18 protein-coding genes are annotated in these 22551 nt (G+C 33.2%); 6 read left to right on the top strand and 12 right to left on the bottom strand.

Translation table 11 applies throughout. The features are described 5' to 3' along the window. The 5 genes from FLV_RS19565 to FLV_RS19545 form a co-directional block, all read right to left on the bottom strand. Positions 1-1225, bottom strand: a 1225-nt coding sequence (locus FLV_RS19565) for a cadherin repeat domain-containing protein (RefSeq protein ID WP_243236441.1), incomplete at its 3' end; no start/stop codon positions are given. 19 nt (positions 1226-1244) lie between these two features. Further along, on the bottom strand, positions 1245-2174 hold the full coding sequence (locus FLV_RS19560) for a methionyl-tRNA formyltransferase (protein ID WP_243236440.1): 930 nt from the start codon (positions 2172-2174) through the stop codon (positions 1245-1247). A gap of 2 nt (positions 2175-2176) precedes the next feature. Then, on the bottom strand, positions 2177-3328 hold the full coding sequence (locus FLV_RS19555; RefSeq protein WP_243236439.1) for an ABC transporter substrate-binding protein: 1152 nt from the start codon (positions 3326-3328) through the stop codon (positions 2177-2179). 59 nt (positions 3329-3387) lie between these two features. Further along, positions 3388-3942: a phage tail protein gene (locus FLV_RS19550; protein ID WP_243236438.1), complete on the bottom strand. Its 555-nt coding sequence runs from the start codon at positions 3940-3942 to the stop codon at positions 3388-3390. A gap of 14 nt (positions 3943-3956) precedes the next feature. Further along, positions 3957-4511 (bottom strand): phage tail protein, encoded by a 555-nt coding sequence (locus tag FLV_RS19545; protein WP_243236437.1) that lies wholly within the window; start codon positions 4509-4511, stop codon positions 3957-3959. 523 nt (positions 4512-5034) lie between these two features. Here FLV_RS19545 and FLV_RS19540 point away from each other — a divergent pair. From FLV_RS19540 to FLV_RS19520, 5 genes are all read left to right on the top strand, one after another. Beyond that, positions 5035-5409 (top strand): hypothetical protein, encoded by a 375-nt coding sequence (locus FLV_RS19540; protein WP_243236436.1) that lies wholly within the window; start codon positions 5035-5037, stop codon positions 5407-5409. Between the two features lie 410 nt (positions 5410-5819). Next, the gene (locus tag FLV_RS19535) at positions 5820-6032 is read left to right on the top strand and encodes a hypothetical protein (RefSeq protein WP_243236435.1); all 213 of its coding nucleotides are present in this window, start codon (positions 5820-5822) and stop codon (positions 6030-6032) included. Positions 6033-6224: 192 nt separating this feature from the next. Then, on the top strand, positions 6225-7016 hold the full coding sequence (locus FLV_RS19530) for a sensor histidine kinase (protein WP_243236434.1): 792 nt from the start codon (positions 6225-6227) through the stop codon (positions 7014-7016). A gap of 112 nt (positions 7017-7128) precedes the next feature. Next, the gene (locus FLV_RS19525) at positions 7129-7797 is read left to right on the top strand and encodes a response regulator transcription factor (protein WP_243236433.1); all 669 of its coding nucleotides are present in this window, start codon (positions 7129-7131) and stop codon (positions 7795-7797) included. A 324-nt stretch (positions 7798-8121) separates the two neighbouring features. Then, on the top strand, positions 8122-9381 hold the full coding sequence (locus FLV_RS19520; RefSeq protein WP_243236432.1) for an asparagine synthetase B: 1260 nt from the start codon (positions 8122-8124) through the stop codon (positions 9379-9381). Positions 9382-9442: 61 nt separating this feature from the next. On the opposite strand, the gene FLV_RS19515 is transcribed toward FLV_RS19520, so the two are convergent. From FLV_RS19515 to thrS, 7 genes are all read right to left on the bottom strand, one after another. Beyond that, the gene (locus FLV_RS19515) at positions 9443-9877 is read right to left on the bottom strand and encodes a carboxymuconolactone decarboxylase family protein (RefSeq protein WP_243236431.1); all 435 of its coding nucleotides are present in this window, start codon (positions 9875-9877) and stop codon (positions 9443-9445) included. 77 nt (positions 9878-9954) lie between these two features. Then, complete coding sequence (locus FLV_RS19510; RefSeq protein ID WP_243236430.1) at positions 9955-10527, bottom strand: Crp/Fnr family transcriptional regulator; 573 nt, start codon at positions 10525-10527, stop codon at positions 9955-9957. 73 nt (positions 10528-10600) lie between these two features. Continuing rightward, a complete protein-coding gene (locus FLV_RS19505) occupies positions 10601-11416 on the bottom strand; it encodes a hypothetical protein (RefSeq protein WP_243236429.1) in 816 nt (271 codons plus the stop codon). A gap of 102 nt (positions 11417-11518) precedes the next feature. Next, a complete protein-coding gene (rplT, locus tag FLV_RS19500; RefSeq protein ID WP_035649542.1) occupies positions 11519-11863 on the bottom strand; it encodes a 50S ribosomal protein L20 in 345 nt (114 codons plus the stop codon). 159 nt (positions 11864-12022) lie between these two features. After that, positions 12023-12220 carry a 50S ribosomal protein L35 gene (gene rpmI / locus FLV_RS19495; RefSeq protein WP_007810722.1) on the bottom strand — a complete coding sequence of 66 codons (198 nt, stop codon included), beginning with the start codon at positions 12218-12220 and terminating at the stop codon, positions 12023-12025. 114 nt (positions 12221-12334) lie between these two features. Further along, entirely contained in the window at positions 12335-12886 is a 552-nt protein-coding gene (gene infC, locus FLV_RS19490; RefSeq protein WP_317235685.1) for a translation initiation factor IF-3, read from the bottom strand. A gap of 22 nt (positions 12887-12908) precedes the next feature. Continuing rightward, positions 12909-14855 carry a threonine--tRNA ligase gene (thrS, locus tag FLV_RS19485; protein ID WP_243236428.1) on the bottom strand — a complete coding sequence of 649 codons (1947 nt, stop codon included), beginning with the start codon at positions 14853-14855 and terminating at the stop codon, positions 12909-12911. 278 nt (positions 14856-15133) lie between these two features. Here thrS and FLV_RS19480 point away from each other — a divergent pair, with 278 nt between their 5' ends. Next, on the top strand, positions 15134-22021 hold the full coding sequence (locus FLV_RS19480) for a S8 family serine peptidase (protein WP_243236427.1): 6888 nt from the start codon (positions 15134-15136) through the stop codon (positions 22019-22021). Positions 22022-22551 lie beyond the last annotated feature (530 nt).

Raw genomic sequence — 22551 nt, 5'->3', positions numbered from 1 at the left:
GCAGGTTTGCACCGCTGATAGTGAAAGCTGAATTATCAGTACTTCCTGCACCAGCGACCAAAGTGTAAGTAAAAGTATTGGCAGCATCTACATCAATAGAAGAAAGTATTCCTACCGTTGAACCGGCTGCTACATTTTCGTTAATAGCCGTAGCCGAAAGCGCTAAGTCAGTTGGCACTTCATTGAGGTTATTTACATTGATTGTAAACGTTTTTTCAAAACTCAATGCTCCCTGATCGGCAGTTTTTACGCGAATCGAGTATGAAGATTTAGTTTCAAAATCCGGGCTTGCCACAATTTGCAGGTTTGCACCGCTAATAGTGAATGCAGCATTGTCAGTGCTTCCCACTCCAGATACCAAAGAATAAGTAAAAGTATTTCCTAAATCCAAGTCAACAGAAGATAAAATCCCTACTGTTGACCCTGCCGCTACATTTTCGTTAATTGCAGTAGCGGAAAGAGATAAATCAGTTGGAGCTGCATTCGTAGGTGCTTCAAATAATCTAAAATTATCTATACCCCATTCTTCATTATTTCCTTCAGAAAACACGCGTATTCTTAGGTTCAGAATATTTCCTGTGCCAGCAATAGTTTTACTAAATTCGCCAAAAACATTAGTTAATTGTGTACCATCCCCACAACCATTGCCATCGGTATCTTCGAATAAATATTTGTCTACTCCATTTGCCGCACTCCCTCTGTTAAAAAAACGTATTAAACTACTATAAGGAGCTCCATCAATACTATATTCAACAATAATGTAATCTGTATTGGTTGTTCCAACGCCACTGGCACAGGCATTTGTGTTGTCCCAAGGCTCATTGGTACTTGCAGCAGCAATTAAACCTTTGAAACTTAATCCTGTTTTTCCGGTAATTGGAATTCCTGTCCATTGGATTTGGAGTTCATTATTAGGGCTATTTGTAGCTGCTCCTTGTGCACCACTTGTAACAAAACCAGTACCTGCAGCATTATGGTCTTCTCCAGCCCAAAAGTATGTTCCTTGTTTTCCGGTAAAAGGAACAATTTGTTGTATAGTGGAACCATCAGTTAATTTGAAATAACTTGCACTAGGAGAAGTAGTTCCTCCATTTTCTTCCGGAACTCTGAGCCCACCAGTTGGAAGAGCATCAAAAGTGTCGCTCCAAAATTGCGTTTGTGCACTTCCCTTTATCCAAAAGAGGAAAAGTAACATTGCATAAATTAAAGTAAAGTTTTTTTTCATGATTACATTATTTAATTTGTTAATAATTTATTTTTAGTGCCAGATTTTTAGATGATGAAAATTGATTGGCTGTCATAATACCTTCATCTGTACTGAGTATTGTAATTGCAATTTGTTTGTTGTCTTCACACGCTATATTAATGGTATCAGTTATTGATACTATTGTTCCGGGTTGATTATTATGAGGTTCATCTAATATCGAAGCTATAATTATCTTGACCTGTTCTCCTAATAATGTAGCATCTGCACCTGTATTCCATGGATTGCATGCGTTAATGAGTGCGATAATTTCACCTGCTGTCATTCGTTTCCAGTTGATATAAGTATCTGATAATTCAGGTTTTTCATAATAATATGCCAAATTTTTATCTTGTGGCTGATTTGGAATACGATTAGCAAATTGTAACATGTTTGCCATATTTAAAGTTACCTGAGCCAGACGATCACTTAATCTGACAGTTAATTTTCCATAAGTATCTTCCTTCTGAATAGTTATAGGGTCATTAAAAATTATATTTCCCTCATCAAATTTGGAATTCATAAAATGTGCACAGATAGCAGTTTCTGTTTCCTGATTTTTTAAAACCTCAAAAATGGGCATTACACCACGATATCGAGGTAATGGTCCCGGATGAAAATTGATGAATTTTTCATGTCCATAAGAGAGAATAGTTTCTGGAAGGAGAAATGGAAAAGAAATACAGAATATATAATCAGGCTGGATTGTATCAATCCAAGGTCTCATTTCGGAGATATTTTTTTTATTTGGAAAAGACCTAAAACTAATGTTACTGTCTTCTGATTCTCTTTCCAAAGCATCTATAATCATGTTACTCCCTTTGCCAATACCAATTCCGCATATAAATTTTTCATACGCTAGTAACTGCAATGAAGGAAAAGCAAATTTTCCACCACATAATATCATTATTTTTTTCTTCTTGTCTTCCATAATTAGATACAGGTGTAACTGTTATACCATGCCGATGATGAGTTGTTTAGGTCATGTGTAATTAGATTGTCAAAGTGTTCCTGTACATCATTGGTCATATTTTCTAATTGTAATTCACATTTGCCTTCAGTTGTTGAAATGACAGAGACGTGGTATAAAGGGGATATTGAAGTATTCGTTTTTGAGTCAAAATAAATAGTACCTCTTGGGCTTTTAAATGTAAAAGATTGTAAACCTGATGCTATTTGCGTCATATTGTTTTTACTCTGATCAATTAATTCTATAACTTTTAAAGCTATAAAAGCACTTTCCCAACTTAATAATGAAAACAGGTTGGGTGTTCTGCCAGCAGCATTTATGATTTCGATAAATGTTTTGTTTTCATTGGATTCTATTTTTTTTGACCATGCGGCAATTCCTTTTATATTGTTACCGGGATATTCTGCATCAGCTAACATCATTTCGTCTAGTCCAAAAGGAGGTAAGTAAACTGGAATATTTTGCCCTTCAAATGAATTTTTAATACCTTTAAAGTACCAGTGAACAAAATCACCACTAAACAAACTTAATAAGGCACTGTTTGGAAAATTTTCTAGATGTTCTTTTAAAGGTGCAACCGTAAAGTCTTCTGTTTTATATCCAGTAGCGTGATTAAAAGAGATTTTTCCTCCATTTTCTTCAAAGCCTTTAGAGATACTATAAGTATGTAAATAACCGCCATCATAATAACCGGTTACCATTCCGGCTGATGTATATCCATCATTTATAGCTTGTTTCGCAGCAATTGAAGCACCTAAGGAATTGTGCAATGAATGATAAAATATATTTGGACAAGTAGGCCATTCTTGAGGTACATTCGCACCGGCATCTAAAACAATCAACATTTTGTTGGCAGCGAGAAAAAGTGGGCGAAGCAATTGTGCCATACGATGTCCTATGTAAGCAATTACTACAGAAACATTTTCGTCCAGTAAAAGTTTTTCTGCGCTTCTGTAGCATTGTTGTTTGTCAGCTCCAAAACCTATGTTTTCGGTAACGATTCGAATTTCATTTTTTCCTAAATGTTTTAATCCTGAACGTAATCCTTCATAAAGATCGAAGCTAATACTTTGATAGTATGTTGATCGGGCTAATAAAATTCCTATTGTCTGCATATCTTTTAGATAATAAAAAAGGAAATTTTCAATATGAAAATTTCCTTATAATATTTGAATTAATTTCTACTTGGGAATATTCCTTCTGTTGCGATGGAATAATTTATGGTCAAATACGGGTTCATTATATTGAATGGGAGTGATGATCCAGTAACTCCTGTATTTCCTGAAACAGTAGGTGCTCCATAACTTTTTCCTGTAGTTGATATAGAAGAATAAACTTCTACACCTCTGTCAGAAAGAAATGCATTTTCAGGGGAAGCAATATCAGGTCCTCCAGTAGAAACTGGAATATTTACTGAAATTCCAGTCCCTGGATGAATATGCGCAGGTAAATTTTGAGTTAATAAAGTAAGACTTGTTAATCCTCCTTTTTCTCCTATTGTATATGCAGGAAGTCCAGCTCCTTGTCCTTGACCAATGGGAACTCTTCCTTGTAAATCAGGTAATGCAAATGTTACTTGTCCGTTTCCACCGTAATAAGTTCCTAACAAAGCAAATAACGCTGTATTTTGAGCAATACTCATCAATTGCCCTTGGCATGTTTGATATCCTAACGGAGCAAAATTAAACCCAAGTAATTTTATTTCTCCTATAAATGGTTCTGTTGACATAAATTTAGATTTATTTAATTTCTACTTGGAAAAATTCCTTGTGTCGCAATCGAATAATTGATAACGAGATAAGGGTTCATTATACTAAATGGGGTTGAGGCTCCTGTAGGCCCTGTATTTCCGCCAACAGTTGAGGCTCCGTAATTTTTTGTTGCTGTAGGTATACTTGAAAATATTTCTACACCAGTATCGGCAAGAAAAGCTCCTTCGGGAGAGGCAATATCCGGTCCTCCTGTAGAAACAGGAATATTTACTGTAAGGCCTGCAGCAGGGTGCGTATGAGCAGGAATGTTAGATGTTAATAATGTAACATTTGTAGTACCTGCAACCTGACCCATAGCATACGGCGGTAATCCAGCGCCTTGGCCCTGTCCAATCGGCATTCTGCCTTGTAAATTAGGAAGTCCAAATGTTGCTTGTCCGTTTCCTCCATACACTGTTCCGAGTAAAGAAAAAAGAGCAGTATTTTGAGCAATTGATAAGAGTTGACCGTTGCAGCTCATATAGCCTCTAGGTGGAAAATCAAATCCAAAAATTTTAATTTCTCCGATAAATGGTTCTGTAGACATAGTTTTTGGTTATATAGTTAAAAAATAAATTACATACTCTTTTGACTTTTTATCTTTTCAGATATTGTCATTCGATGAGATAAATGCTTAATTCATTATCATTGAAGATTGCTTTCTTCAACTATTCAAAAATATTCTATCAGGTTTTTTTTAAACAATAAAATGGCATGAATAGCCTTTTTTATGTTATGAGGTGGGAAATCTCAGTACCTGCATTACAAAATCTAATTCTTTATTACGATTACATTAATTCAAACTCAAAAAATCTTCAAATAGATTTTTTTGTGCATGTTTTTTTGTTAAATGTTTAAAACAAAATTAAATCATAATAAAAAGTTGGATATGCGTATTTATACCTGTTTTTTTATTTTTATTGATAAGTGTTTGTTTGTCAGGTGTTTTTTAGGGTTGGTCCTTTTGTTTTTTTTATTTTTAAATCTTCTGTTTTTTAAAATATTTTATTAGTTTAGCAAACAAATATTTAAGTAGTCAATATTAACTTTAACCTAAACAAATTAAAATTATGTCAGGAAAATTAAATTTTGGAAGTGTCGAAATACCCTTGTCTGAAGGTGCTGAATGGACAAAAAAATACCGTGATTCTAAAGAAGTAACTGGTGAGGGAAAAATTACAGGATACCTAATTCCTCTGGATGCATTAAAATTAGTTTTAGATCAGGATATTGATGCAGTTCGTGCCTATAAAGGAATTAATAATGCCGGAGAAGAAACATTGATATTTGTTGGGACAAAGCTTGATCCTGAAACAGGTATTTACAGAGATGTTTTTAGAAGTGGAGCAAATGAGACAGCTAAAACTACTGCTGGTGGTGCCGTTGTTTATGATACTAGTCGGCCAGTTCCTCCTTTTGGAGACCCAGCCAGTCCATTAGAATAATGATAGATTCTTTAATATATTCAGGTTATTTAGTTTTATTGATTAACCTTATTTTATATACCATTAGCTTTTTTCGTAAAGAAAAGGCTAATGGTTTTTTTGTATGCTATCTGGCTTTTACATTTGTTGTGCAATTTAGTATGGAGTTATTATATTATTTAAAAAAAAATAATTTATTATTAGTTAATCTTTTTTTTATTGGACAAATGATTTTGTTAGGTTTTTTTTATAAATCACTATTTAAAAACAGTATTCAAAAAAAAATTGTAATTTTTAGTATTTCTTTGGCTCTAATAGTTTTTGGAGTACAGCTATATTTCGATCCTTCGCAATGGTCAAAATTTAATTTACTTGAAATAACGATTACTTCTTTATTAATCGTTTTTTTTGCATTAATTCATTTTTATAATATGCTTACAGAAAAAAAAGAATATTATTATGTAACTATTGGTATTGTTGTTTATATGTTGGGAGCTACAGTTTTATTATTACTGGGGAATTTATCCTCCAATTTATGTAATGAAATTAAATACCTCAGCTGGACAATAAATGCACTTTTAGTAGTAGTATATTATCTCAGTATATTGTTTGAGTGGAAAGTAAGTTTTTCTAAAAAGACGTAAAGTAAATATTGCTAAAATATTAGGAATAAAATTATATTAACAAACGTATTTCCATTATTTAAAATAAAAAATCCTCATCAGAAAGTTTTTTGATGAGGATTTTTTATTGCATTATTTTGATGCGGTATGTCTAAATACAATATCTTTGGTTGTAATTATATTCTATGATTAAAAGAAATACCACACGTTTATATGAATGTAAATTCAATTACTGAAAAAGAAATAGTTGCGATTATTTTATATATATCGCTTTTTTTTATGATTGTGTCAGTTGCTTTAGTTGTATTTTTCTATTTTTCCAGAAAAAAAATTATTCAAAAAGAATTGGAAAAAAAAGATTTAATATTGGCACATCAAAGAGAACAATTGTACGCTATTATTGTTACACAAGAAGAAGAACGCAAACGAATAGCTCAGGATTTGCATGACGATATTAGTTCAAAGTTAAATGTGGTCTCATTAAATAGCTATTTATTAACTTCTGCAAATTTAACAATTGAAGAAACGCAGGAAATCACATCTAATATTATTAGTATTACAGCTAAAGCATTAGATAATTCAAGAAAAATTGCTCATAATTTACTGCCTCCGGTTTTTGACAAATTTGGACTTCATGCTGGTATAGAAGAATTATGTGAAGAATTTGAAAGTAGTAAATCTGTTAAGGTTAATTATCAAAATAAAATTGAATTTGATGAAAAAGATAAAGACAGACACTTACATATCTTTAGGATTCTGCAAGAATTGATGAATAATTCGTTGAGGCATGGAAAGGCTTCTGAGATTTTTATTCGTTTTGAAAATGTTGATACAGTGAATACTTGTTTTTATAAAGATAACGGGATAGGTTTTGATTGTGAGAGTTCTGAAAGTCAGAAAGGTCTTGGAATGAAAAACATTGATAGTAGAATATCTTTCTTAAATGGAACTATGAATATAAGTTCAAGTATTGGTAAGGGAATTGATGTTTTCTTTGTCTTTTAACAAATTTATTCATTTTATGAAAGAATATTATTTGATAAAAGTTGTTTTTTTTATTTTACTTAATATATTTTTGTAACTTGAAAATTTTAAAAGATTCAAAAATCTAAAGAAAATGAGCGATTCTATAGTCAAAATAGCTTTAGTTGATGACGAAGTCTTATTTCGTAAAGGGATTTCTTTTTTACTTCAAAGAGAGGCAAATATTGAAATTCTTTTTGAAGCATCAAATGGAGATGAGCTTATTTCGCATTTGAATAATAATGAAAGTAAGCCTGATATTATCATTATGGATTTGAAAATGCCTGTTTTAAATGGAGTAGAGGCAACCAAAGTTATCCGAAAAATATTTCCAGGCATTAAAATTATTGCTTTAACAAGCTATGCAACAAAATCTTTCATAACAAATATGATTCAGGTAGGAGCTGTCGCTTATTTGATAAAAAATACAACTCCAAAAGATTTAATTAATACAATTAATGAGGTTGCTAAAAAAGGTTTCTTTTATAATGAAAATATCTTAAAAACTATACAAGAGACTATTTCACAATCTAAAAGCTCTAAAATTAATTTAGAATCCGGTTTTTTATCCCCGCGTGAAATCGAAATACTTCAACTCATTTGCAATCAAAAAACAACAGCCGAAATTGCCGAAGAACTTTTTTTAAGTCCCAGAACCGTTGAAGGGCACAGGAATAATTTGTTGCTTAAAACCGAATCAAGAAATATTGCCGGATTAGTGGTTTATGCTATTCAAAATGAAATTGCAGTATTGAATCTTTAAGTCAGCTTGTTAAAAATTGTATAGACAGAATATAATACGAAATAACTGTAATTGCGAGTAAGCAAAGCGCTATCTTTTGTAAAATATTTAATGGTTTTGATTGCTTATCAGACTCATTGAATTTCATTATTTCCTTAATTTTTGTTACTAAATTGCCAAATTTAATCAGAATATCTTTTTCTGTTGTAAGTATTTATACCTGTTTTTTTATTGTGTTTGATGAAAAATTAATGAAATAATAATAATTTTTTCATCAATAAAATCAGCATTTTCAATATGCTTTTTAATACTTCCTTTATACCTTTACAGTAAATAGTTTATCAAATGAGACAAAGTTTAATATATATAGTATTGTTTTTATTGTCATTATCAGCAAAAGCATCTTTTATACTCCTTCCGATGGATGAAACTACCCAGCAAAACCATCTTAAAGCTTATGGGATAGCCTATTGGTGTTTAAATAAAGATTATAAAGCAAGTTGGCTTTTAAATTACCGGGGAGGTTCATTTTTGTTGCCTGATGCCGATGAAATTCGTAAAGAATGTAAGATTCGAGGCGTAAGTTTTGAAATTCTTTCAGATAGTGAAGAAGCTTCAATTTTAGATGAAATTTCAAGTCCTTCACAAAACATGGAATCTGTTATTTTAGAAAAAGCACCTAAAATTGCTGTGTATACTCCAAAAGGAAAGCAGCCTTGGGATGATGCAGTAACACTTGTTTTAACGTATGCTGAAATTCCTTTTACACCTATTTATGATGAAGAGGTTTTAAGTGATCAACTGTTGTTATACGATTGGCTGCATTTGCATCATGAGGATTTTACAGGACAATATGGTAAATTTTATGCGGCTTACAAAAACACACCCTGGTATATTGAACAAAAAAAAGATGCTGAGGCTTTAGCTGCTAAATTAGGCTATGCAAAAGTTTCTCAGGAAAAAGGTGCTGTAGCTAAAAAAATAAGAGATTTTGTTATTGGTGGAGGTTTTATGTTTGCAATGTGTTCTGCGACGGATAGCTTTGATATTTCTTTGACAGCTGATGGTGTTGATATCTGCGAAGCAATGTTTGATGGTGATGCAAGTGAATCGAATTATCAATCAAAATTGAATTATGGAAATTCTTTTGCTTTTAAAGATTTTACTCTTGAAAGAAGACCTGAACAATATGAATTTTCCGATATTGATATGACTGCAAAACGTAGAGTGGCTCCGGATAAAGATTATTTTACTTTAATGGAATATTCTGCAAAATGGGACCCGATTCCGAGCATGCTTTGTCAGAACCATACACAATTAGTAAAAGGTTTTATGGGGCAGACCACTTCTTTTGATGCTGCTTTAATTAAGTCGAATGTTTTAGTTATGGGAACTTGTGAGATCAATGGTGAAGCTCGTTACATTCATGGAGAAAAAGGAAAAGGGATGTTCACTTTTTTTGGAGGTCATGATCCGGAAGATTTCCAGCATCAGGTAGGCGATCCCCCAACAGTTTTAGATTTGCATCCTAATTCTCCGGGCTATAGATTGATTTTGAATAATGTTTTGTTTCCTGCGGCTAAAAAGAAAAAATTAAAGACGTAATTGAGTTTTAAAACAACAAAACCCTCCAAATTAGAGGGTTTTGTTGTTTTAAAATTATAATTTATGAAACTCTCAATCCTGTTGTAATAGCAAATCTGTTCCATGCATTGATTGTAATAATTGCTAAAATAATTTCGGCTAAATATTTTTCGTCAAAAAGGACTGCAGCATTTTGATATGTTTCTTCTGAAATGTGATGGCTAATCATGGTAACTTCTTCAGTCAAAGCCAAAATTGCTTTTTCTTCTTCTGAATAAATATCAGCTTCACGCCATGCACTGATCAGGTAGATGCGCTGTTCTGTTTCACCATATTTTCTGGCGTCTGCCGTGTGCATATTGATACAGAAAGCGCAGCCATTAATTTGAGAAGCACGAATTTTTATAAGTTCTTTATGTGTTGAAGTTAAAGATGTTTTAGAAATATAACTTTCTAAATTCATTAAGGCTTGATAGGCTTCTGGGGCAACTTGCGGAATAATGATTCTTGGTTTCATTTTACTTGTTTTTAAAGTTGAAACAAAGGTCAGTCAATCCTATTTTATAAATCTTGAACTACTTCAAGAAATTCAGATTAGACTTTTCCGGCTCTGATTTTACTCATAAATTCAGCCGAAAAATCCAGATAAGAGGCAAGCATATATTGAGGGACACGCTGTACAAAATCTGGTTGTTGGTTTTTGAAATGGTTATATCTTTCTTCGGCCGACATTGTAAATAGAAATTTAATACGCATTTGAGCGGCTCCAAATGATTTTTGTGAAACGATTCGAAAGTAGCGTTCTAACTTAGGAATTTGAATTAATAAGGATTCGAGTACAGGTTTTTCAATTGCAATTATTTCAGAGTTTTCTACAGCCTGAATATAAAAATGTGATGGTGTCTGATTGTGAAAGCTTAAATAATCAGTAATCCACCAGCTTTCAATTCCAAATTGAAGTGTTTGCTCTGTTCCCTTATTATTAATGATGTATTGTCTAAAGCAACCTTTTGTAATAAAATACATCGTATTACAAATCTGGCCTTCTTGTAAAACATGTTGTTTCTTTTTGATTTTTGTAATGCCTAAACCTGATTCTAAAATCTCAATTTCGAAAGGTTTTAATGGTGTAAATTTTTCTATATGGTCAAAAAGTGTTTTGTACATAAGGCCGGTTTGGTTTTGTGTAAAGTTACTTTTAAATTTGTCTCCGATATAAAATAACGAAATTCAAAATAATTTAATTATAAAAATTTATTTCAAATTTGCTATTAACTAATACACCACTAGAAATAGCTGGTTTCCAGTTAGCGTTTTCAATAAAATTTTTAAGTTGATTAACAATTGAATCCGTAAATTTTTTATTTTCAAAATTTGTAAATTTAATTTCGATATTAATATCAGATACTTTTGAGTCTCTTTTAATAAGGAAATTTGTTTTTGCAAAGAAATCTCTTTGATTTATACTTTTCAGAAAACCATTTGGAAACTTAAAGATTGTAAAAAAGTCCTTTATTATTTGCGCCTTTTGCTCTAAGAATTCTGTTGCATTTGGATATATCATGCAATAATTATCTACTCCATTCGGATACTGGAATGGTATTTCTATTCTGCTTATTACATATAAACTATCAGCAGTCCTTTCAATTTGTTTTGTAAAATTATGTCCATACTTTAGATTTAATAACTCATTTGAAGCTTTAGAATAACAGTTTGTTACTGCCGGGTAACTTTCCCTTTCATTCCCAATTTTGAATAATGAAAATTCTGTCTCATTAGAATAGCTAAATCCAATTTGCTTTTCTTTAAGCAATTCTTTTAAATAGGGATGATGTCTTTTAGAGTCGCTGTCAAGATATCCTTCAGGTTCGATATAATAAAAAATTTCTTGAAATTTAAAATCCATTTTTGCTCTTTCAATTTCAGAAAGACAGTTAGAATCTCTTATGTCAATTATCCCAACTATTGTACTGGTGGAATTCTTGTCGAGATTTTTCTCTTGTGATCTGGCTAAGAGAATTTGCATTATAAATAGAGTTAAAAATAGTCTTTTCATTAATAATCAGGTTTAGTGAAAGTGTAAAAACAAAAAACCATTCGAATTAACGAATGGTTTCTTTATAATAAGTAAGTAATCTAAATTGAGTTGATAAAACGTTTATTTTACTTTATTAAGTATTGCTTTGAAAGCTTCAGGGTGGTTCATAGCTAAATCTGCAAGAACTTTACGGTTCAATTCGATTCCGTTAGCTTTAACTTTTCCCATGAATTGAGAATAAGACATTCCTTCTAATCTGGCACCAGCGTTAATACGTTGAATCCATAAAGAACGGAAATTTCTTTTGTTTTGTTTTCTATCGCGGTAAGCGTAGCACATTGCTTTCTCTACTGCATTCTTAGCAACTGTCCAAACGTTTTTACGTCTGCCAAAGAAACCTTTGGCTTGCTTCATTATTTTTTTTCTTCTTGCTCTTTTAGCAACTGAATTTACCGATCTTGGCATAATTTTAATGTGTTTTTGTAGCAGGCGTCCTGAATTGAATCAAAGGAACTTAAAAGCCATACTCCAAGGTTATATAAATATTTTTTTAACCTGAATTTGCTATAAGCGATGGCATTAGGCTATAAGCGTATTGCTTACGGCATAAAGCTTAAAGCGTTATTAGATAATTCTTAATTGTTGTTTGATGCTTTTCATATCTGTTGAGTGAACTAGCGCTGAGTGTGTCAAAGCTAATTTACGTTTTTTAGATTTTTTAGTCAAGATGTGACTTTTAAAAGCATGCTTTCTTTTAATCTTTCCAGAGCCAGTAACTTTAAAACGTTTCTTAGCGCTAGATTTTGTTTTCATTTTAGGCATTTTTCCTAGTGTTTTAATTTATTCTTACTTACTTATATCTTGGTCAAAAGTCTAAAAGCTTAAAGCCAAAAGTCAGTTCATGACTTTCGACTTTAAGACTTTTGACTTTAAGACTTATTTCTTTTTCTTCGGAGCAATGAACATAATCATTCTCTTTCCTTCCAAAACTGGCATGGCTTCCACTTTACCATGTTCTTCTAAATCTGTAGCCAAACGTAATAATAAAATCTGCCCTTGATCTTTATAGATGATAGAACGTCCTTTAAAAAATACAAATGCTTTTAATTTAGCACCTTCTTTAAGGAACTTTTCAGCATTTTTTCTTTTAAATTCATAATCATGCTCATCAGTCTGAGGGCCAAAACGAATTTCTTTTACTACAACCTGAGACGACTTAGCTTTTAATACTTTGTCACGTTTCTTTTGTTCGTAAACGAATTTCTTGTAATCCATGATTTTACAAACCGGAGGCTCAGCATTCGGTGAAATCTCAACTAGATCCAATTCAAATTGATCAGCTAAACGTAATGCGTCTGCTAGTTTAAATACACCGGGCTCGATGTTTTCACCTACTAGTCTTACTTCTTGTACACCACGAATAAGGTTGTTTATTCTGTGTGCATCTTTTTTTTCTACGCGAGGTTGAAAACCTCTGTTGCTTCTTATTGCTATGACTTTATAATTTAAGTTAAACTGTAAAAACTTTTAATGTTTTGTTTATTTCTTCGTTTACAATTTTGACAAACTCATCTATTGTAACTGTAATGTTTCCTTTTCCTTCCTGTCCGTGGCGGCGAATAGAAATAGTATTGTTTTTCTCTTCTTCTTCACCCACGATAAGCATAAATGGTATTTTCTGCATTTCTGCGTCTCTAATTTTCTTACCAATAGTTTCGTTTCGGTTGTCAATTAGGGCGCGAATTTCGTGATTTTCTATCAAATCTAAAACTTTTTTAGCATAATTTTCGTATTTCTCACTCAAAGACAATATAATAGCTTGTTCGGGCATTAGCCAAAGTGGGAAATTTCCTACTGTGTGTTCTAGTAAAATTGCGATAAAACGTTCCATCGATCCAAAAGGAGCTCTGTGGATCATTACGGGTCTGTGTAATTCATTGTCAGCCCCTTTGTAAGTTAATTCAAAACGTTCGGGAAGGTTGTAATCTACCTGGATTGTCCCCAATTGCCATTGTCTTCCTAAAGCATCTTTAACCATGAAATCCAGTTTCGGACCGTAAAATGCAGCTTCGCCATATTCAACAACTGTATTTAAACCTTTATCTTTTGCAGCATTTATAATGGCATTTTCAGCCTTTTCCCAGTTTTCGTCAGTACCAATATATTTTTCTCTGTTTTCCTGATCTCTCAAGGAAATTTGAGCAGTAAAGTTTTCGAAACCTAACGAACCAAATACATAAAGGACAAGATCAATTACTTTTTTAAATTCCTCATCTAATTGTTCCGGAGTGCAGAAAATATGCGCATCATCCTGAGTAAACCCTCTAACACGAGTTAATCCGTGTAATTCACCAGATTGTTCGTATCTATATACAGTACCAAATTCAGCATAACGTTTTGGTAGATCTTTGTATGACCAAGGTCTTACGTTGTAAATTTCACAGTGATGAGGGCAGTTCATAGGTTTTAATAAAAACTCTTCACCTTCTGCTGGTGTATTAATTGGCTGAAAACTATCTGCACCATATTTAGCATAATGCCCAGAAGTAACATAAAGTTCTTTTTGTCCAATATGTGGAGTAACCACTTGCTCGTATCCGGCTTTCTTTTGAGCTCTTTTTAAAAATTGTTCTAAACGATCTCTAAGTGCTGCACCTTTAGGTAGCCATAAAGGTAAACCTTGACCAACTTTTTGAGAGAAAGCAAACAATTCAAGTTCTTTACCAAGTTTGCGGTGGTCACGACGTTTTGCTTCTTCTAGAAGTTCAAGGTACTCAGTTAAATCTTTTTGTTTAGGGAAAGATGTTCCATAAACACGGGTTAACTGTTTGTTTTTCTCATCTCCTCTCCAGTAAGCGCCTGCAACGCTCATGATTTTCATAGCTTTGATGATTCCGGTATTCGGTATATGGCCTCCGCGACATAAATCGGTAAAAGTAGCGTGATCACAAAATGTAATTGTTCCGTCTTCAAGATTAGAAATTAATTCAGTCTTGTAAACGTTGTCTTTGTACATTTCTAATGCATCAGCTTTACTAACCGGACGCATTTTAAATTCGTGTTTTCCTCTTGAAATCTCAAGAACACGGTCTTCGATCTTTTTAAAGTCGGCTTCTGAAATTTTTTGGTCTTCAAAATCCACATCATAATAGAAACCATTAGCAATTGCAGGTCCAAGAGTTAATTTAATTCCAGGGTATAATTCCTCAAGAGCTTGCGCCATTACGTGAGAAGTCGAATGCCAGAAAGCTTTTTTTCCTTCAGCATCATTCCAGGTATATAGTATAAGATTACCGTCGGTCGTCAATGGAGTTTCGGTTTCAATAGTTGTACCATTAAAAGATGCAGAAATCACGTTTCTTGCAAAACCTTCGCTAATGTTTTTAGCGACCTCCATTGGAGTTACGCCTTGAGCGAACTCTCTAATTGACCCATCGGGTAAAGTAATCTTAATCATTGTTTATAATTTTGTGAATGCAAATATAACTTATTACAAAAATACATACAACTTGTTGGCTGTAAATAAATTGTTTGATTTTGTTATTAGTTCCTGATTTTGCTTAAATGTCGTAAGCTTTTATTTAACAGGTTAATTTATTTAAATATTGGGTTAGAGACATGTTTTTGTTTTAAATTAATGTTTTTTTAATAAATTATTTACAAATGTAACATTTTATTAGAGATGATTTTGTAAGTTTACCCTGTAAAAGAATGCTATTAAATAAAAAAACCATTATGAGAATAAAATTACTTAATTTATTTATGTTGCTAATGACCATTGTTTTATGGTCGCAAAAAAAATCTGATACTGATTTTGTAATTTCAGTAAACGGAAATAAGATAGTAACGACATCAAATTTTAAACAACAGTTTAAAGAGAAAAAAAATACTGGCAAGAAAATTCCCAAAGTAGAGTACACTTTGTTGCAATTTGCTAAAATTCCCACGGTTGAAGAGCAGCAAAAATTGAAATCAGAAGGAGTGACTTTACTTAGTTATTTGTCAAATAATGCTTATTATGCTAAAGTTTCTTCTGATTTTTATGCGAATAGTGCTGTTTCTGATAATATTAGGGCGTCGATTACTGTAGATCCTAAATATAAATTAGATCCAATGATTGTAGATAATGCTATTCCGGATTATGCTAAAGAGGGTAATGGGGTAAAGATTGTTATCAGTTATTTTAAAGGGGTCGAAGGTAAAATTATTGAAGATGATTTAACTGGTTTGTTTATAAAAAACATTAAAAACGATGTGATTTTTAGTGAAATTTATTTACAGGTAAGTAAAGATAAACTTGAAGAGATAGCGAAATTTAACTGGGTACAAAATATTGAATTGGTACCACCTCCTGTAGAAAGCGATAATAAACCTGGTGTCACTTCACATAAAGCAAATATTCTTGGCTCAACAATTCCGGGGTTAGGTTATGGCTTAACAGGAAAAGGTGTCAAAGTTGGTGTTTGGGATGGAAATCTTGAGCCGCATAAAGATCATACAGGAAGGGTTGTAAATAGAGAGTATGAATCGAATTCTTCGCATGGTGATCACGTAGCTGGGACTATAGGCGGTGCGGGATTACTAGATCCAAGAGCAAAAGGAATGGCTCCTGAAGTACAGATGTATGGATGGAATTTTAATACGCAGTCTAATGGTTTGTCTGTTCAGCAAGAAAGAGTGCTTGCGGCAAATGATGATAAAATCGAGATAACGTCAAATTCTTATGGAGTGAATCTTACTTCCGGATTTAATACGGGCAGATACAATACAGGCGATCGTGGTGATGATAACGTTACTGTGGCTTATCCTTATTTGCTCAACGTATATTCAAATGGAAATGCTCAGACAGCTTATCCTGGAGGATTCAATACTTCAACTAAAAATTCAAAAAATTCATTGCATGTTGCGGCTAATAATCCAAATGATTTAATTAGTAGTTATAGTAGTTTTGGGCCAACTATTGATGGGCGTTTGGTACCTCAGATTGCTGCAGTAGGTACAGATGTTTATTCATTAGATTATAGTAATTCGTATCAGGTAATGAGCGGAACCTCAATGGCAACGCCTGGAGTAACAGGAACTTTGGCATTATTGTATGAAAGATATAAAAATACCTATGGAGAAAAACCTTTAGCTTCTTTGATGAAAGCTTTGGTAACCAATACGGCTAAAGATGCTGGAAATCCTGGTCCGGACTATAAATATGGTTTTGGAAACTTAAACGGATTACGTGCAGTTAAAGGTTTGGATAAAAAAATGTTTTATACTGCATCTGTTGCTAACGGAGCCACTTATGAAAAAGATATCGTTGTTCCCGCAGGATTAGTAACATTGAAAGTGCTTCTTGCATACACGGATATTGGTGGTACGCCTGGTGGAACATCTGTTCAGGTAAATGATTTAGATATCAAAATCGTAAAAGATGGCGTAACAACCTTACCATGGGTTTTAAATCCAACAGCTCCGAATGCTAACGCTGTGCGTGGGGTTGATAATGTGAATAATATCGAGCAAGTAACATTAGATAATCCGACTGCGGGTACATATAAAATCATTGTTACAGGTACACGGGTTCCTCTTAATACGCAGCAATTTTCTGTAGTATATGATTATGTAGCTCCTGAGTTAATTTTAACCTATCCGGTAGGAGGTGAAAAATTTAATACTGAAACTACAGAATACATTCGTTGGGATTATGAAGGAGATGTAAGGCCTTTTACTCTTGAATATTCAATTGATGGAGGGGTAACTTATCAATTAATAGCAAAAGATATTCCGTCATCAGCAAGAAATTTTGCATGGAAAGTTCCTGCGGATATCATTGCAAATGCAAAAATTAGAGTTATAGCAGGTTCAAAAGTAGATACTTCAAAAGAGGTTTTTAACATCATCAAAGAACCGGAAAACTTAGTTATTGCTCCTTCGGCATGTGGTAAATCATCTTATCAAATGAATTGGGATGCAATTCCGGGTTCTAAGTATGAGGTGTTAAAAATGAACGGTTATAAATTTGATGTTGTTGCAACAGTTACAAGTCCAACTTATACTTTTTCAAATATTACGACTGGAGACGACAATTGGTTTTCTGTTCGTGCTGTTGACATAGCTACCGGAATTGTTTCTGAAAGAGTAAGAGCGGTAAATGTAGAACCTGTTTCTCAACCACTTTTAAGTTCGATAAATTTACCATTTGTTGAAGATTTTAATTCAAGAAAAGCAACTAATTATGTGTTTTCTAAAGGTTCTACGGGACTTGTGAAATATGAATATATTAGTGCTGATTTGTTAGATGGGGCAAAAATGGCCGGATCTGGAACCCTATCAGCTTCTCCTTGGGTAGCAAGTACAGATGCAAATGCGTTTACAAACAATCCGGATTATATTAAAAAAGTATCTTTCTGTGATATAGATGCCACAACGCTTGCAGGAAAAGCATTGCGTCTGAAGTTTAATTTGCTTTGGAACAGTGTAGGACCTGCAAATAAAAATTTCTTCAGACTTACAATAAACGGAACTCCTGTAACAAGTACTGAAAATGTTAGTGTTTACGGAGGTGCAGCTTTGTCTGGTAATACAGAATTATTGTATGATTTATCAGCTTTTGCAGGAACTACATTTAGTGTAGCTTTTGAATCGGTTATGGATAATGATGTTGTAGTGGTTAGTAATGAAAATGTTTACAATGCGGTGTATGTTGATAATGTAAATATTTTTGAAGCTACTTCAAATGATCTTGAATTATCTGAATTAACTACTAATGCAACGTTTACTGCAACCGAAACAGTAAAGATTAAAATCTATAATCATTCTCCGGTTGCTGTAAGTAATGTATCGGTTTCGTATAAAGTTAATAATGGTGCGGAAGTATTAGAAACAATACCGGGTCCTATTGCTCCATTAAGCGAAGTGTCTTATGATTTTGTTCAAAAAGCAGATTTTTCAGCAGGAGGTATTTATGCGGTCACAGCAAGTGTAAATTATGCTTCAGATGCAGTTGTTGATAATAATTCATTGAGTAAGCAGGTTTTTAATATTGGTTCAGATGTGTTAATGGGATCAAGATCTAGTCTAACAACATGTTCTGCAGTATTTACAGATGCTGGTTCTCGTTATGGTAATTACGGTGATCAGCTTACGCAGGTAATTACTTTTGTGCCTGCTACAGCCGGCAGTAGTGTAAAAGTTGAATTCAGTGAGTTTGATTTAGAAGCTGATTATGACTTTTTATATGTTTATAACGGACCGAATATTTCCTCTCCTTTATTAGGTACATTTACAGGAAATGCACTACCGCCTTCATTAACGTCTTCAGCTACAAATGGAGAATTAACTTTTAGATTTGTTTCTGATGAGATTGAAAATACACCCGGATGGATTGCGGCAATTTCTTGTGCAACAAAATTAACAATAAATGATGTAAGCATTGCTTCTATAGTAGCGCCTGAAGTTTTAGGTAAAAAATCTAATGCTCATAGTGTTATAATAAGAGTTACGAATTTAGGTCCTAATGCTTTAATAGATTATCCTGTTTTTTATCAGGTAAATGGTGGAGCAAAAGTGATAGAACTTGTTCCGTCTATTGGATCTTATGCTACAGTGAATTATACGTTTACTGCTAAAGCAGATTTGTCAATTACTGATGCTACCTATACAATCAAAAGTGGAGTTGATATTGCGGATGATAATGCTGCTAATGATATTCGTGAAAAAGTTGTTTATAATAAAAATGATTTACCAACTCATACGAATACAAATGGATATGCTGTTTCTAAACTTAAATGGAATGATATTGTGAATCCTTCTGGAACAACAGCTTATTCTGATTTTAAATCAGTAAAAATTCCGGTTTACGCAGGATTTACATATCAGCCAGAAGTTACAATAACAAAACCTGAAGCGCCAATTAGTAGGGATCAGGTGTCTAATGTCGGAGTGTTTACTATGATTGTTATTGATTTAAATGGCGACGGAAATTTAACAGATGAGTTTTATGCAGGTACTTTTTGGGTAAATACATTACAAACATCTGTATCGCCAGCACTTCCTTCAACAACAAGTACTCATTATTTTAGGAATAATTTTACACTTGTGGGAGGTTTAACAATTCCGGCAGGTACGACAGCAGGAGAAAAACAAATGCGTGTAATACACATGTTTCGTTCTCCACAAGAATATTACAATGTGGTTTTAGGGCCAACATTTGATGGTTTGACTAGCTCAAGAGAGGATTTTGAGGTTGAGGAATATACGATTAACGTATTGCCATATACAGCAGCAAATGTGAGTGTAGAAAGAATCGTAGCGCCAGTTAAGCCAGGGAAAGCCCCGGTAACTGTAACTGCTGCAATTCGAAATTTATCTAATGTTGCAATTTCTAATTTCCCTGTAGCTTATAAAATTAATGGAGGTACTGAGGTTGTAGGAACAGTTACGTCTTCTATCCCTGCAGGTGCGATAGCTAATTATTTATTCGTGACAAAAGCAAATTTAAGTGTTCCTTCTGATTATACTTTAGAAGTATATACGAAATTAGCAGGAGATACAGATCCAAGTAATGATTCGAAATCAGTTGTTATTTCTCATGTTGCGGATTATGGAACCAATGTTACAGGAACTTTTGATGGAATAAATGATTTTATCAAAACGGATGTTACGCCAGCTTTAAACCTGACAAACAATTATACTTTTGAAGCTTGGGTAAACCAAAAAGCTCCAACAGTATACGGAAGACTTTTGGATAAAAGTACTGCGTTAGTGTTTATTCATAACGATAGCAACTTATCTATTTACAAAGAGAACAGTTTAGTAGTTTCGATAACTACTGCGGCAGGTTCTTATGTAATCAATACAGCTGCAAATTCTATTAAACAAAAAACATGGCATCATATTGCTTATTCGGTAAGTGCTGCCAATCTTTATAGAGTTTATATTGATGGGGTACAAGTGGCTTACACAAGTACAGGTACGGCAGGAGCTGCTAGTTCAAATGCGGCAGCTGCGGCTTATATAGGTAATAATGCTGGTTTAGCACGTGGTTTGAATGGAAACATAGATGAAGTCCGTATCTGGGCAGGTGTTCGTAATCAGGCAACAATTATCGCCAATGCTACCACAAGATATATTGGAAACGAACCGGGATTATTGGCATATTATCCTTTTTCTGAAGGAAATAAACAATTTGTTTTCGATCGCACTATTAGTGATAATACAGCTGTGGTAACAAATGCAGATACAGATGGTTTAGGAGAGGGGAAATTCTGGAATGTTCCGGTTTTGATGCAAAGTATAGATTTCTTAAATCAATTATCTTCATCTTATGATGCGGCAACTAAAACATATTCAGTAGTGTTAAATGATGGTGCAGATGTTACAAGTGCAGTTGCAAATTTCTCTTTAGGAATGAATAGTATTGCAACAGTTAATGGAAATCAGCAAGTAAGTGGTGTCTCGGGTAATGATTATACTAATCCAGTTACATTTAAAGTCTTAGGAAGAGGATTTAATACTGGGCTTGAAGAAAATTATACCATTAAAGTTACTGCAGGTTTAAATAAAGAGAGCAAATTACTTTCTTATGATTTTAAGACTGCTGAAAATTTAGCTTTGACTCAGGAAATTAATACAGATATCGTGGGTAATAATGTAACGAAGACAGTGCCATTTGGAGTTGATGTTACGAACTTAATTGCGGATTTCGTGGTTTCACAAGGAGCAGAGCTTTATATAGATGGGGTACTGCAGACAAATTCAAAAACTATTGCTGCAAATTATACAAATAGTTTTTTAGTTACTGTAATTTCAGAGAATAAACTTTCTGTGACAAATTATAACGTTACTATTAATGCAAAAAATGCAGAAGCTAATATTGTTGATTATACTGTGCAAAATCAGGTTGGTTCAAGTGTAATTGATCCTGTGGCAAAAACAGTAAAGGTTTATGTTGATAACAATGCGGATTTTGGTGAGTTTAGGCCGGTATTCCAATTATCAAATTTCGCTGCTTTACGCATTGGAACTTATCCTCAGAATAGTGGTGTGTCGGTATTGGATTATACAGGCCCGGTAGTTTACAATGTAATTGCACAAGATGGAACAATTCAAAATTGGACTGTAACAATAGAGTATGCAAAACCAACCATTATATTATTAGGTAGTGCTATTGTTTCATTAGATAAAGGTTGTGTATATGCAGAAGCAGGAGTTGAAGCAAAAGATAATTTAAATGCTGATATAACCGCAGATGTTGTTGTGACGGGAAGTGTTGATGTAAATACCTCAGGGACGTATGTTTTAATCTACACCGTAAAAGACGCTATGAATCATGAAGCATCAATAACGCGTACGGTTAATATTTCAACAGCAGCATGTAGTTTAGGAGTACCAACTAATGCAATTCCGGGATTTGCAGTTTATCCAAATCCGGTTACTGATGGGAAAGTGTATATCGAAACAGTTTCAGGGGGTGTTAAGAATATAAGGATTTCAGATATGTCAGGTAAAAAAGTATTTTCTTTAAATACAGCAGACAAAGAATTAGATTTATTAAGATTGCCATCTGGAGTATATATCTTGAATATAGAACAAGATGGTAAAACAGCTACAGAAAAACTTATCATTAATTAATCTTAGTGTTTGATAAAACATCGCTGTCTTTGTGTAGGCAGAAATAGTAAAATTAAAGCCCCGGCAGTTTTTTTTTAGAAAACTTGCGGGGTTTATTTTTTTTGTACATATATATAAAGTAGAAAATTATACTATAATATATAAGGGTAAATTTAAACGAAGTTTTATTGATGTTTTAAAAGTCAATTGTCCTGGATAGGGAAGTCTAATTTTTTTTAAGAATGGAATTTGGGATTTGATTATATTAATAAGAAGCTTACTCCCTCTATGGGCTAGAATCTTTAGTACCGAACCCCTGTAGAAAATGATTTAGGCTTCTATCGGTGCTATGGTATGTTTTTTCGGAGTTAGATTTTGTTAAATAGAAGATTATTTCAGGAAGAAAACGAAGAAAGAAGATAATTTTTGGATGTTTGCTGTGTTATAAATAGGTAAAAAGGGAAGAAAAGGTTTTTTTATAATTTGATATAAGTTGATCAAAGCGCCCCAAACCAGAAAAACTTGACAAAATCAAGATATCAAAAAGGCTA

The organism is Flavobacterium pectinovorum (assembly GCF_022802975.1).
Classification (GTDB): Bacteria; Bacteroidota; Bacteroidia; order Flavobacteriales; family Flavobacteriaceae; genus Flavobacterium; species Flavobacterium pectinovorum_B.
This window is presented reverse-complemented; position numbering and strand designations above follow the sequence as displayed.